Source organism: Ancylobacter sonchi (assembly GCF_018390695.1).
GTDB classification, from domain to species: Bacteria; Pseudomonadota; Alphaproteobacteria; order Rhizobiales; family Xanthobacteraceae; genus Ancylobacter; species Ancylobacter sonchi.
In genome coordinates, this window is the sequence record NZ_JAHBGF010000011.1 from 319,083 (window position 1) to 331,544 (window position 12,462).

General features: G+C 67.8%; 14 protein-coding genes and 1 other RNA gene. 9 read left to right on the forward strand and 6 right to left on the reverse strand.

The features are described from left to right. Positions 1-81 precede the first annotated feature (81 nt). Together ssrA and KHC28_RS04950 are read right to left on the reverse strand one after the other, a co-directional pair. Positions 82-436: a transfer-messenger RNA gene (gene ssrA, locus KHC28_RS04945) on the reverse strand. 70 nt (positions 437-506) lie between these two features. Next, on the reverse strand, positions 507-824 hold the full coding sequence (locus KHC28_RS04950; RefSeq protein WP_214007212.1) for a hypothetical protein: 318 nt from the start codon (positions 822-824) through the stop codon (positions 507-509). Positions 825-1,069: 245 nt separating this feature from the next. On the opposite strand from KHC28_RS04950, the gene KHC28_RS04955 reads away from it, so the two are divergent. The 3 genes from KHC28_RS04955 (at position 1,070) to KHC28_RS04965 (ending at position 2,882) form a co-directional block, all read left to right on the forward strand. Further along, positions 1,070-1,477: a hypothetical protein gene (locus tag KHC28_RS04955; RefSeq protein WP_214007213.1), complete on the forward strand. Its 408-nt coding sequence runs from the start codon at positions 1,070-1,072 to the stop codon at positions 1,475-1,477. Positions 1,478-1,588: 111 nt separating this feature from the next. Next, a complete protein-coding gene (locus tag KHC28_RS04960) occupies positions 1,589-2,383 on the forward strand; it encodes a thymidylate synthase (protein ID WP_214007214.1) in 795 nt (264 codons plus the stop codon). Between the two features lie 19 nt (positions 2,384-2,402). Beyond that, positions 2,403-2,882 carry a GNAT family N-acetyltransferase gene (locus KHC28_RS04965; protein ID WP_214007215.1) on the forward strand — a complete coding sequence of 160 codons (480 nt, stop codon included), beginning with the start codon at positions 2,403-2,405 and terminating at the stop codon, positions 2,880-2,882. A gap of 88 nt (positions 2,883-2,970) precedes the next feature. On the opposite strand, the gene KHC28_RS04970 is transcribed toward KHC28_RS04965, so the two are convergent. Together KHC28_RS04970 and fumC are read right to left on the reverse strand one after the other, a co-directional pair. Beyond that, positions 2,971-3,723, reverse strand: a complete 753-nt coding sequence (locus KHC28_RS04970; RefSeq protein ID WP_214007216.1) for a Spy/CpxP family protein refolding chaperone — start codon at positions 3,721-3,723, stop codon at positions 2,971-2,973. A gap of 144 nt (positions 3,724-3,867) precedes the next feature. Beyond that, positions 3,868-5,259 (reverse strand): class II fumarate hydratase, encoded by a 1,392-nt coding sequence (gene fumC / locus KHC28_RS04975; RefSeq protein WP_214007217.1) that lies wholly within the window; start codon positions 5,257-5,259, stop codon positions 3,868-3,870. Positions 5,260-5,701: 442 nt separating this feature from the next. Here fumC and KHC28_RS04980 point away from each other — a divergent pair, with 442 nt between their 5' ends. From KHC28_RS04980 to KHC28_RS05005, 6 genes are all read left to right on the forward strand, one after another. Then, the gene (locus KHC28_RS04980) at positions 5,702-5,890 is read left to right on the forward strand and encodes a DUF4169 family protein (protein WP_214007218.1); all 189 of its coding nucleotides are present in this window, start codon (positions 5,702-5,704) and stop codon (positions 5,888-5,890) included. Further along, the gene (locus KHC28_RS04985; RefSeq protein WP_214007219.1) at positions 5,887-6,165 is read left to right on the forward strand and encodes a ribbon-helix-helix domain-containing protein; all 279 of its coding nucleotides are present in this window, start codon (positions 5,887-5,889) and stop codon (positions 6,163-6,165) included. Before KHC28_RS04980 ends, KHC28_RS04985 begins: the two co-directional genes overlap by 4 nt. 184 nt (positions 6,166-6,349) lie before the next feature. Next, positions 6,350-7,537: an FtsH protease activity modulator HflK gene (hflK, locus tag KHC28_RS04990; RefSeq protein ID WP_214007220.1), complete on the forward strand. Its 1,188-nt coding sequence runs from the start codon at positions 6,350-6,352 to the stop codon at positions 7,535-7,537. Further along, complete coding sequence (gene hflC, locus KHC28_RS04995) at positions 7,534-8,439, forward strand: protease modulator HflC (protein WP_214007221.1); 906 nt, start codon at positions 7,534-7,536, stop codon at positions 8,437-8,439. The genes hflK and hflC overlap by 4 nt, the downstream gene beginning before the upstream one ends. Positions 8,440-8,451: 12 nt before the next feature. After that, positions 8,452-8,637 carry a DUF2065 domain-containing protein gene (locus KHC28_RS05000; RefSeq protein ID WP_214007222.1) on the forward strand — a complete coding sequence of 62 codons (186 nt, stop codon included), beginning with the start codon at positions 8,452-8,454 and terminating at the stop codon, positions 8,635-8,637. 206 nt (positions 8,638-8,843) lie between these two features. Beyond that, positions 8,844-10,343, forward strand: a complete 1,500-nt coding sequence (locus tag KHC28_RS05005) for a Do family serine endopeptidase (protein WP_214007223.1) — start codon at positions 8,844-8,846, stop codon at positions 10,341-10,343. 305 nt (positions 10,344-10,648) lie between these two features. On the opposite strand, the gene KHC28_RS05010 is transcribed toward KHC28_RS05005, so the two are convergent. Continuing rightward, entirely contained in the window at positions 10,649-11,173 is a 525-nt protein-coding gene (locus KHC28_RS05010; protein WP_214007224.1) for a DUF1036 domain-containing protein, read from the reverse strand. Further along, a complete protein-coding gene (locus tag KHC28_RS05015; protein ID WP_214007225.1) occupies positions 11,142-12,434 on the reverse strand; it encodes a glycerate kinase type-2 family protein in 1,293 nt (430 codons plus the stop codon). Before KHC28_RS05015 ends, KHC28_RS05010 begins: the two co-directional genes overlap by 32 nt. Positions 12,435-12,462: the final 28 nt, after the last annotated feature.

Genomic DNA, 12,462 nt, shown 5'->3' on the forward strand with positions numbered 1-12,462 from the left:
GAAGGCAATGAACCCGATTCCGGCCGTCGTTGCCAGCCTGCGCCGGACACGGAGGCGAGAAAATACATCGGCGAGAGTTTAAGTGGAGGCTTCTGTTGCCAGGTGCCTCCGAACCCCGCCTTACAGTGCTACCCGCAAGGACTTATTTCCCAGAGATCAAACCGCTCACGCGGCCTGAGCAACCGGAGCATAGTTGTCGTTGGCAACTATATGTTTGGTCCGATGACGGCGGTACCATGCCGAGCGAAAGTCCACCCTTTACGCCCTCGTCGATCCTGTTTCGCCCCCGCCGCAACCCAGCGTTCATCTGGGCTCTGGTGGAGGCGCCGGGTACTGCCCCCGGGTCCGAAGGGTTTATTCCGATAGCCGTTTATCGCCATAGCCGGCTTGCGCCGGCAGAACGAATATAGGCGCGCCCGCGCCCGGTTGGAAGGGGGCTCGCCCGCTTTACCAGGCGCCATGCACCGGCACAGCCGTGCCGGCACTGCGGGTTCGGCATGACGACCTCACGCCTCGGTCTGGTCGCCATATTGCAGCTTGTCGAGCGGCACGTCGCCCGCGCCGAGGCCGAGCCGTTCCGTCAGTTCGTCGATGCGTGCCTGCAACGCCGCCATCATCAGGTCGCGCATCAGCTCGTAGCTGAGCGTCGCGTCGGAATGGGCGCTGCGCAGCTCCTCGTGGCTGCGCAGGATCAGCATCGGCGTCGAGCGCGCGCCGACCACTGACAGATCGAGGGGATGCGTCGCATCGGTCTCCAGCAGGCTCAGATGGACGCGCGCCCGATAGAGGGCGGTCTTCATGTCTTCCGGGCTCTGGATGGTCATCGTTCACCTCCCCTTCTTGGCGCGGCGTCGATCCTCCCAGCCGGATCGGCGGCGCGCTTGCCCACAACAACCGCCGGCCGGCCGCCGGGTTCCCCGGAATACCGCCGGCCGGCCATTCCGCCGCGACGCCGGTATGTGAGGGAGGAAAGGCAATGACGATGGGAACGACCGGCGCCCTCGCCCGTTGGCTTGCCAGCCTTGTTGGCAGCCTTGGGGCGTCCCTGGGGGACAGATCAGGAGTGATGATGATGAAGCTGACCCATCTCGCCGCCGGCGCTCTCGTCGCCACCATCGGCGTCGCCACCCTTGCCGCTCCGGCGGCGGCGCAGACCTATATGCGCAATTACGGCTCGGCCTACCCGCTGCTTCCCGGCCCGAGCTATGACACCGGCTATTATGTCGAACCCGGCTATGCCGAGCCGGGCGCGCGCGTGATCGTGCGCACCCCGCCGCGCTACGTGACCACCACCCAGCGCTACATGGTCGTCGAGCCGGCCGATCCCTATGGCGCGGAGATCGTCCGCGGCTATGGCAACAAGCCGCTGCGGGTGACGCCGAGCATGACCCGCGCCGGCTATAACGGCCAGCCCTGCTACACGGTGGAAAAGATCAACAGCGCCGGCCTGCTGCGCAGCTACACCTATTGCCGCTGAGGCCCGCCTTCAACAAATGTCCACATGGAGAAACGGGCGGTGCATGCGCCGCCCGTTTTAATGCGCTATATCTAGTAGGCACTCGACATCGACAGCCTATGGTGGCGCGACATGCGGCAATATCACGAGCTTCTGGAACGCCTCCTCGCGGAGGGCACGCGCAAGGACGACCGCACCGGCACCGGCACCCTCTCGGTGTTCGGTCACCAGATGCGCTTCGACCTCGCCGAAGGCTTCCCGCTCGTCACCACCAAGAAGCTGCACCTGAAGTCGATCGTCCACGAGTTGCTGTGGTTCCTCGCTGGCGACACCAACATCGCCTATCTGAAGGCGAACGGCGTCTCGATCTGGGATGAGTGGGCGGACGAGAACGGCGACCTCGGCCCAGTCTATGGCCATCAATGGCGCTCCTGGCCGGACGGCAAGGGCGGGGTGATCGACCAGATCGCCCAGGTCGTCGCCGATATCCGCCGCAACCCGGATTCGCGCCGCCTTATCGTCTCGGCCTGGAATCCGGCCGACGTGCCGCAGATGGCGCTGCCGCCCTGCCATTGCCTGTTCCAGTTCTACGTGCTGGACGGCAAGCTGTCCTGCCAGCTTTACCAGCGCTCGGCCGACGCCTTTCTCGGCGTGCCGTTCAACATCGCCAGCTACGCGCTGCTCACCCACATGGTGGCGCAGGTGACCGGGCTGAAGCCCGGCGACTTCGTGCACTCCTTCGGCGACCTGCATCTCTACTCCAACCATGTCGAGCAGGCGCATCAGCAGCTGTCGCGCGCGCCTCGCCCGCTGCCGACGCTGAAGCTCAATCCGGCGGTCACCGATCTGTTCGGCTTCCGCTTCGAGGACATCGCCATCGAAGGCTACGACCCCCATCCCGCCATCAAGGCGCCGGTGGCGGTCTGACGCGGCGAGGGTCGACGACATGAGCCTCGTCCTGCGCCCGGCGCGGCCGGAAGACGCCGCGCTGGTCTTCGCCTTCGTATGCGAGCTGGCCGAGTATGAGCAGTTGCTGCACGAGGTGGCCGCGACCGAGGCCGACATCGCCGCCGCCCTGTTCGGCGCCAATCCGCGCGCCTTCTGCGACATCGCGGAATGGGAGGGCGCGCCGGCCGGCTTCGCGCTGTGGTTCTACAATTTCTCCAGCTTCGTCGGCCGGCACGGCATTTATCTGGAAGACCTGTTCGTTCGACCCGCCTTTCGCGGGCGCGGCATCGCCAAGGCATTGATGCAGCACCTCGCGCGGCGCTGCCTCGACGAGGATCTCGGCCGCTTCGAATGGTCGGTGCTGAACTGGAACGAGCCGGCCATCCGCGTCTACCGCGCCCTCGGCGCCGAGCCGAAATCCGAATGGACGCTGCAAAGCGTCAGCGGCGAGGCGCTGCGCCGGCTCGCCGGCGCGTAAGACCCACACAAAAAACCGCCGGCGCGAGGCCGGCGGTGAAGTCTGTGGGGCATCGCCCCGGGTCCAATCGAGGAAGAGCGCGCCGCGCCTACAGGCGCTGCGGGCCGGCATCCGGTCCGCCGGGAGGCGGCAAGCCCGGACCGTCACCGGGACCACCAGCCGGGCCGCCATGCGGCGGGCGACCGAAGTCCGGGCGACCGCCCCGCTCCGGCCCGTGATGACGGTCGCGCCGTCCGTCGGCCATGCGCTCGCCCTGCGCCTCGCGGAACAGCAGGTTGAAGCGGTGCTTCTGATTGGCATCGAGGCTCTGATAGAGCGGCCCTGCTGCCGCGGCGATCTGCTTGAGCGCCGTGCCGCGCTCGACCATGCGGTCCGCCCGCTGCTCCAGCCGGGCGATCAGGTCGCGGTCCGGCCCGCCGGGACCCGCATCGGGAGCCTGCGGAGGCGCACCGGCATCCGCCTGCGGCGCGGGACCGCCGGCCGGCGGCGGAGGCGGCGCGCCGGCACCGGCCTGCGGGCCAGGGGCGCCGGGACGCGGACCACGCTGGTCGCGCAGCGCCTCACGCTTCTCGCGCCATTCCTTGCGCTCTTCGATGCGGGTCGTGGCGGCGTCGTGCAGCGCCGTCTCCAGCACAGGCCACAGCTTCTCCTGATCCGGGGTGAGCTTCAGCCCGGCCTTCAGCGCGGCGATGCGCGCATCCGACATGGCGGCCGCGTTCTCCGCCATCTGCTCGGGGGAAGGACGCCCCGGCCCGTCGGCGCGCCAGTTCGGCGCGGCGATGCCGAAGGTGGCGCTGGCAAGCAACGCGGCGGCGGTTGCGGCGAGGATGGTGCGTTTCATCGGCCTCATCTCCATTTCGATGAGGCCGATGCTGGCGCCGAAGTCCGAAAATCTCAAATGAAACTTCGGTAATGTGCGTCCAGAAACATTCGTTTACTTATCTGAACGCACAATTCATCAAGATGAATGCGAGATGAACATCACTCAACCCGGAGAAATCATCTTCTCCGGCCGGACCACCGCATCGAACTCCTCATTGGTGACGTAGCCGCCGCCGACCGCTTCCTCGCGCAGCGTGGTGCCGTTCTTGTGCGCGGTCTTGGCGATCTTGGCGGCGTTGTCGTAGCCGATCTTCGGGGCGAGCGCGGTGACCAGCATCAGCGAGCGCTCCAGCGCCGCCTTGATGTTGTCCTCGCGCGCCTCGATGCCGACGACGCAATTCTCGGTGAAGCTCACCGCCGCATCCGCCATCAGCCGCACCGACTGCAGGAAGTTGTAGGCCATCACCGGGTTGTAGACGTTGAGCTCGAAATGACCCTGGCTGCCGGCGAAGGTGAGCGCGGCATTGTTGCCGAAGATCTGCACGCAGACCTGGGTCATCGCCTCGCACTGGGTGGGGTTCACCTTGCCCGGCATGATCGAGGATCCCGGCTCGTTCTCCGGCAGCGACAATTCGCCGAGGCCGGAACGCGGGCCGGAGCCGAGCAGGCGGATGTCGTTGGCGATCTTGAACAGCGAGGCCGCCACCGTGTTGATCGCCCCGTGCGAGAACACCATGGCGTCATGGGCGGCGAGCGCCTCGAACTTGTTCGGCGCCGAGGTGAAAGGCAGCTGGGTGATGGCGGCGATCCGCTCGGCCACCTGCTCGGCAAAGCCGATCGGCGCGTTCAGCCCGGTGCCGACCGCCGTGCCGCCCTGGGCGAGCTGCATCAGCGCCGGCAGGGTGGATTCGATGCGGGCGATGCCGTTCTCCACCTGCGCGGTGTAGCCGGAAAATTCCTGACCGAGGGTGAGCGGGGTGGCGTCCTGCGTGTGGGTGCGGCCGATCTTGATGATGCCAGCCCACTGCTGCGCCTTGTCGTTCAGCGCGTTGCGCAGCTGCTGCAGCGCCGGGAGCAGCCGGTGCACGATCTCCTCCGCGCAGGCGATGTGCATCGCCGTCGGGTAGGTGTCGTTGGACGACTGGCTCATATTGACGTGATCGTTGGGATGCACCGGCTTCTTCGAGCCCATCTCGCCGCCCAGCATCTCGATGGCGCGGTTCGAGATCACCTCGTTGGCGTTCATGTTCGACTGGGTGCCGGAGCCGGTCTGCCAGACCGCGAGCGGGAAATGCGCGTCGAGCTTGCCCTCGATTACTTCCTGCGCGGCGGCGACGACCGCCTTGGCGAGCGCCGGGTCGAGCCGGCCGAGCGCGAGATTGGTCTCGGCCGCCGCCCGCTTGACGATGCCGAGCGCGCGCACCACCGGCAGCGGCTGCTTCTCCCAGCCGATCTTGAAATTGCCGAGCGAACGCTGCGCCTGCGCGCCCCAATACTTGTCGCTCTCGACCTCGATGGGGCCGAAAGTATCGGTTTCGATGCGGGTCGTGGTCATAGGGAAGCCTTTCGGATCGGGCGCGGACGGCGCGCGCCGGAGATTGCGGCGGTTTGGCGGCGCGGCGCCGGTTTAGCACGCGGGCGCCGGCCGGCAAATGCGACCTCGGACGGGGCCTGCCGCCCCCGCCCGGCGTCTCCTCCGCCACATGTCGGGACTGCCCGACCCCGATCACGAAGTCGTGACAACGGTCGTCAGGTTCCCGAGCGCTCTTACCCAGCGGAGCCGGCCGGGCATGGACGGGCAAAGTTCCGCCACAGAAAAGGGGACATCAATAGAGCGCTTTTATTTTTCGATGTTCTTCCGACGCGCGATAGACGACTGCTTCATGATGGAAAGCATTTTTTGTTCATAAGCCTTGCTCGTCGTGCGGGCGCTGGAGGCGAGCGACCGGCTCACTTCCGCCCGGACGAACACCATGGCGGAGCGATGGGAGAACCCTTTGGCCGACCTCATCAACCTGAGGCGTTATCGAAAGAAAAAAGCTCGCGAAACCGCGGAACAAACAGCTGCGGAGCGACGTTTGGCGTTTGGGGTGTCGAAGGCACAGAAAAGCGCCGACGACGCTGCCAAACGCAAGAGCGACGCGGCCTTGGATGGGCATAGGCGAATTCGAGAGGACGAAACATGAAGAGCCCCGTGGTCAAGCGGTCGATCGTCATTGCCGGACACAAGACGAGCGTCAGCCTCGAGGACCAGTTCTGGGATGCGCTGAAGGAAATTGCCTCCGAGAAGCGCAGCACGCTGTCCGATATCGTCGCCTCGATCGATTCGGGCCGTAACCAGGGCAACCTGTCTTCGGCGATCCGCCTGTTTGTCCTCGCCCATTACCGCGCGACTCCCGCGCGGCGGGAATCTCCGGATACGGCGGAGCGCAGCGCCGCCACCCGGCCTAACGTTGCGTAACAATCCTGCCATCCCATATCTGCGAACGCGACGGCGCGTTGTATCCGGGTGCAGCGTCACCTATAACCGCCGTCGTCGCGTCTTCTCCTGTCAGGAGCGCGGGTCTTTTTCAGCACGATAGCGTCTGACGGTTCTGCGTTTGCGAGCCCGGACCCATCGGGCATGCAAACGGGAGTTGGCACGTATGCCGTGGAAGAACCAGAGCGGCGGACCATGGGGTGGTGGTCCGCGTGGTCCCTGGGGCAATGGCCCGCAATCGCCGGGCCCGAATTCTCCCGATCTCGAAGACCTGATCCGGCGCGGCCAGGAAAAGCTGCGCACCGTGGTGCCCGGCGGCTTCGGCAGCGGCAAGGGCATCCTCGCCATCGTGGCGATCGCGGTGATCGTGTGGCTGCTGTCCGGCTTCTACCGGGTCGAGCCCGACGAACAGGGTGTGGTGCTGCGCTTCGGCAAGTTCGTCTCCACGTCCAATCCCGGCCTCAACTACCATCTCCCCTACCCCATCGAGACGGTGCTGACTCCGCAGGTCACCCGCGTCAACCGCATCGACATCGGCATCCGCTCGGGTGACGACCCGCGCCGCGGCGTCGCCATGCGCGACGTGCCGGAAGAGAGCCTGATGCTCACCGGCGACGAGAACATCGTCGACGTCGATTTCGCGGTGTTCTGGATGGTGAAGCCCGCCGCCCCCGGTTCCAGCGAGGACATCGGCGCCGCCAACTTCCTGTTCAACGTCCAGAACCCGGAAGGCACCATCAAGGCGGTGGCGGAAAGCGCCATGCGCGAGGTGGTCGGTCGCACCAACATCCAGCCGATCCTCACCGGCGCCCGCCAGAACATCGAGACGGCGGTTCACGAGCTGATGCAGCGGACGCTCGACGAGTACCAGTCCGGCGTGCTGGTCACCCAGGTGCAGTTGCAGAAGGTCGACCCGCCGCAGCAGGTCATCGACGCCTTCCGCGACGTGCAGGCCGCCCGCGCCGACGCCGAGCGCCTGCAGAACGAGGCGCAGGCCTACGCCAACCGCGTCGTCCCCGAGGCACGCGGTGATGCCGCCCGCATCACCCAGGGCGCGCAGGGCTACAAGGAGCGCGCCATCATCGAGGCACGCGGCCAGGCCTCGCGCTTCCTCAGCGTGCTCGCCGAATACCAGAAGGCACCGGACGTGACCCGCCAGCGCCTCTATCTCGAAACCATGGAACGCATCTTCGCCGGCATGGACAAGGTGATCCTCGATACGCAGGCCGGTGCCGCCGGCGGCCAGGGCGTGGTGCCCTATCTGCCGCTTGGCGCGCTCGAGCCGCGCCAGACGCCGCCCCGCCCGTCGACCCAAGCCACGCAGGGACAGACCGTGCAGGGAGCCGTGAAATGAGAAACAGCCTCGGTCTCGTCCTCGCCGTCGTCGTCGCCCTTGCGGCCATCGTGCTGTTCTCGGCGCTGTTCACCGTCTACCAGACCCAGCAGGCGCTGGTGCTGCGCTTCGGCGAACCCATCCGCGTCATCGAGACGCCCGGCCTCAACGCCAAGATCCCGCTGGTCGACAGCGTGATCCTCATCGACAAGCGCATCCTCGACCTCGAGAACCCCTCGCAGGAAGTGATCGCCGCCGACCAGAAGCGTCTCGTCGTCGACGCCTTCGCCCGCTACCGCATCACCAACCCGCTGCGCTTCTACCAGGCGGTGGGCACGGTGGAGGGCGCCAATTCCCGCCTCGCCACCATCCTCAACTCGTCGCTGCGCCGCGTGCTCGGCGAGAGCACCTTCACCCAGGTGGTGCGCGACGAGCGCGAGACGCTGATGACCCGCATCCGCGACCAGGTGAACCGCGAAGCGGCGAATTTCGGCATCAACGTCATCGACGTGCGCATCCGCCGCGCCGACCTGCCGGAGGCCAACAGCCAGGCGGTGTTCCAGCGCATGCAGACTGAGCGGCAGCGCGAGGCCTCGGAGATCCGCGCCCAGGGCGGCGAGCAGGCGCAGACCATCCGCGCCCGCGCCGACCGCGACTCGACGATCATCACCGCCGAAGCCAACGCCGCCGGCGACAAGCTGCGCGGCGAGGGCGAGGCCCAGCGCAACGAGATCTTCGCGCAGGCCTATGGGCAGGATAAGGGCTTCTTCGACTTCTACCGCTCGATGCAGGCCTATGAGGAAGCCATGAAGAACACCGACACCCGCATGGTCGTCTCGCCGACCTCGGACTTCTTCCGCTTCTTCAATGCGCCGAACCCGGCGGCGGCTCCCGCCCCGGCGCCCGCGCAGCCGGCGAACTGAGTTCGGGCGACGATGTCCGACCTCATCGTCGCGCTCGGTCTCGTGCTGGTCATCGAGGGCCTGATGCTCGCAGCGGCTCCCGGCGCCGTGCGCCGGGCCATGGAGGCGATGGAGAAGTTGCCGGACATGCCATTGCGCATCGCCGGCCTCATCGGCGCCCTTGTCGGCCTGCTCGTGGTCTGGCTCATCCGCCACTGACCCTGTCCGCCGGGTGCTCCAGGCATCCGGCGGTACCTGTCTTCCGGCAGCGCTCCGCGCTGCGCGGTATCCCGCGACGGTGCCGCACCCCGGCTCGCGCGCTTTTGGCTTGCATCGCGCCCGCCCCCGGTTAAGCGTTCGCCGGTGGAGCCCCGTTCCGCACCGCTGCGGAAGGGGCGACCCCGTCGGGACGCGAAGGAGGCACCATGTCCGCACCCCATCGAGGCGCCGCTCTCTCCAGCCTGTCGCTCGCCGCGATGCTCGGCCTCTCCCTGCTATTCGGCGCGCCCGCCATGGCCGCCGCCACCAAGGGTCCGGACACCGTCGCCGACACCGCCGCCCGGGTGATGGACGCGGTGGTCAACATCTCCACCTCGCAGACCGTGGCGCCCTCGCGCAGCGTGCCGACGCCGGAACTGCCGCCGGGTTCGCCCTTCGAGGAGTTCTTCGAGGAGTTCTTCAAGCGGCGCCAGCAGCAGGGCGACGATAATGGCGGCGGGCGCCCGCGCCGGGTGTCCTCGCTCGGTTCGGGCTTCGTCATCGACCCCACCGGCTTCATCGTCACCAACAACCACGTGATCGCCGACGCCGACGAGATCTACGCCAACTTCGCCGACGGCTCGAAGCTGAAGGCCGAGCTGGTCGGGCGCGACACCAAGGTCGACCTGGCGCTGCTCAAGGTCACCCCGCCGGAAGGCAAGACGCTGACCTCGGTGAAGTTCGGCGATTCCGACGTGCTGCGCGTCGGCGACTGGGTGATGGCGATCGGCAACCCGTTCGGCCTCGGCGGCACGCTGACCGTCGGCGTCATCTCGGCGCGCAACCGCGACATCAATTCCGGTCCCTACGACAACTTCCTGCAGACCGACGCCGCCATCAACCGCGGCAATTCCGGCGGCCCGCTGTTCGACATGGACGGCAACGTCATCGGCATCAACACCGCCATCATCTCGCCCTCCGGCGGCTCGATCGGCATCGGCTTTGCCGTGCCGGCCAACACGGCAGTGCCGGTGATCGCGCAGCTGAAGGAGTTCGGCGAGACGCGGCGCGGCTGGGTCGGCGTGCGCATCCAGCAGGTGACCGATGAGATCGCCGAAAGCCTGTCGCTCGGCAAGACGCGCGGCGCCCTGGTCGGCTCGGTGACCGATGACGGCCCCGCCGCCAAGGGCGGCATCAAGGCCGGCGACGTCATCGTCAAGTTCGACGGCAAGGACGTGAAGGACATGCGTGCCCTGCCCATCATCGTCGCCGACACCCCGGTCGACAAGCAGGTCGACGTGGTGGTGATCCGCAAGGGCAAGGAAGAGACGCTGAAGCTCACCGTCGGCCGCCTCGAGGAGGACGACAAGACCGCCGACAACGACGCCCCGGCGACGCCCGACAAGCCCGCGCCGGCGCCGACGGCCACCACCAAGCTGATGGGGCTGGAGATCGCCGCCCTCACCCCCGAACTGCGCACCAAGTTCAAGCTGAAGGACGACGCCAAGGGCGTGGTGATCGTGGCGGTGGAGCCCAACACCCCCGCCGCCGATCGCGGCCTCGTCGCCGGCAACCTCATCGTCGAGGTGAACCAGGAGGCGACCGGCACGCCGAAGGATGTCGAGAACCGCATCGCGGCGCTGAAGAAGGACGGCCGCCGCTCGGCGCTGCTGATGATCTCCGACGCCGACGGCCAGGTGCGCTTCACCGCGCTGCCGGTGGACTGAGACCGCCTTGAACCCGACGTGAAGGCCGGCCGGTCGTCGATCGGCCGGCCTTTTCTCTTTTGCGGTCACGTGCGGGCGTTGCGTTCGTGCGGAGGCTTCTGACGAGGCCCGATCACGCGTCCAAGGGACGAACGACCTGGCCTCGGATCCCGCGCGGCACATCACCCGCTCGGGCGACGATCCAGGAGTTCAGCGAGCCCGGGGCGCGGGTCTGGAGATCGTGGCGGTCCCACCTACCGAAACAGGAACATCTTCACGTTCGAGGCGCCTTGAGCCAAGGCTGGAAACTCAGGGTGCTTCGGAACTCAGGGCGCCTTGGACGGTGGCAGCGGCGGCGCGCCGCCGGCCTGCGCGGTGGGCTTCTGGTCGCCGTCGGTCAGCTGCACCGTCCAGCTCTTCTGTTCCTGCGTGTCGACCTCGAAGAAGCCGGTGCGGTCGAAGCCGCGCGCCAGGCAGTTCTCGATGCCGCGAATGGTGAATTCCTTGTCGCGGGTGCACATGAAGGCCTTGCCCGACCATTCCCCGCCCTGGTCGTAATCCACCGCGTAGACATAGTAGAACCGCGCCACCAGATCGCCGCGCAACAGCGTCTCGCAGCTGCGCGGGCCGAGGTTCCACCAGCCCTCGGTCGCCCAGGCCTCGCCGTCCTTGTAGCCGAGCGCGATACCGACCCGGCTGCCGGAGCGGTTGCACAAGCGGAAGTCCGCCGCCGCCGGGGTCGGGGCCAACGCGGCGACGACCGGCAGGGCAGCAAGCACGGCAAGGCTCAGCCGCGCCAGCCGGCGCGGCTTCCACAGCTCAGGGATCGACGAGAACGGCACGGAAATCATTGACGTTGGTGCAGGTGGGGCCGGGCGCCAGCAGATCGCCGATCGCCTCAAAGAAGCTCGTCGAATCGTTATTGGCGAGAAAGGCGGCAGGATCGAGACCGGCGGCTGCCGCGCGCTGCAGCGTGTCCGGCAGTACATAGGCGCCGGCCGGGTCGGTGGCATCGCCGCCGCCGCCATCGGTGCCGTCAGTGTCACCCGCCACCGCGTAGATGTTGCTGGCGCCTTCCAGCGCCACCGCCAGCGCCAGCGCGAATTCCTGGTTCGGCCCGCCGCGGCCGTTGCCGCGCATGGTGACGGTGAGCTCGCCGCCGGACATAAGCACCGCCTTGCGGCCGGCCGCCTTCAGCTCCTTGGCCTGCGCGGCCTGCGCCGCCGCGACCTCGCGGGCCTCGCCCTCGAGATTGTCGCCGAGCAGCACCGGCTCGTAGCCGGCCTCGCGCACCAGCTGCTCGGTGGCGACGAAGCTGTCGGACGGCCGGGAGATCAAATAATACTCGGCATTGGCGAAGGCCGCGTCGCCCGGCTTGGGCGATTCATTGGCGGTGTCGCGCAGCGCGACCGCGACCGACGGAGGCGGATCGATGCGGTAGCGCGCCAGCACGTCGCGCGCCTCGGCCAGCGTCGAGGGATCCGGCACGGTGGGGCCGGAGCCGATCACCGCCGGGTCGTCGCCCGGCACGTCGGAGATCGACAGCGTCACCACATGCGCCGGCTGCGCCAGCGCGGCGAGGCGGCCGCCCTTGATGCGCGAGAGGTGCTTACGCACGGTGTTGATCTCGGTGATGTTGGCGCCCGAGCGCAGCAGCGCCTTGGTCAGCGCCCGCTTGTCGTCGAGCTCGACGCCATAGGCCGGAGCGATCCAGTTCGCCGAGGCGCCGCCGGAGAGCAGCACCAGCACGAGGTCGTCGGCGGTCGCCGAGGCGGCCAGGTCGAGCGCCTTCTGCGCGCCGGCGAGGCCCGCCGCGTCCGGCACCGGATGGCCGGCCTCCACCATTTCCAGCAGCCGCGTCGGCCGGCCATAGCCGTGGCGGGCGACGCCGATGCCGGCGAGGCGGGCAGGGTCGAAGCCGTGCTGGTCGAGATAACAGGATTCGGCGACTTCCAGCATCGAGCCGGCCGCCTTGCCGGCGGCGAGCAGGATCAGCCTTCCATTGGCGGGCGGCGGCGGCAGCGCCGGGGGCAGACAGGTGGAGGGATGAGCGGCAGCCACCGCCGCCGAGAACAGCCTGTCGAGAAACGCGCGCGCCGAACCGTCCGTCATTGCAACCCCTGACCCCTGCCCTGCCGGG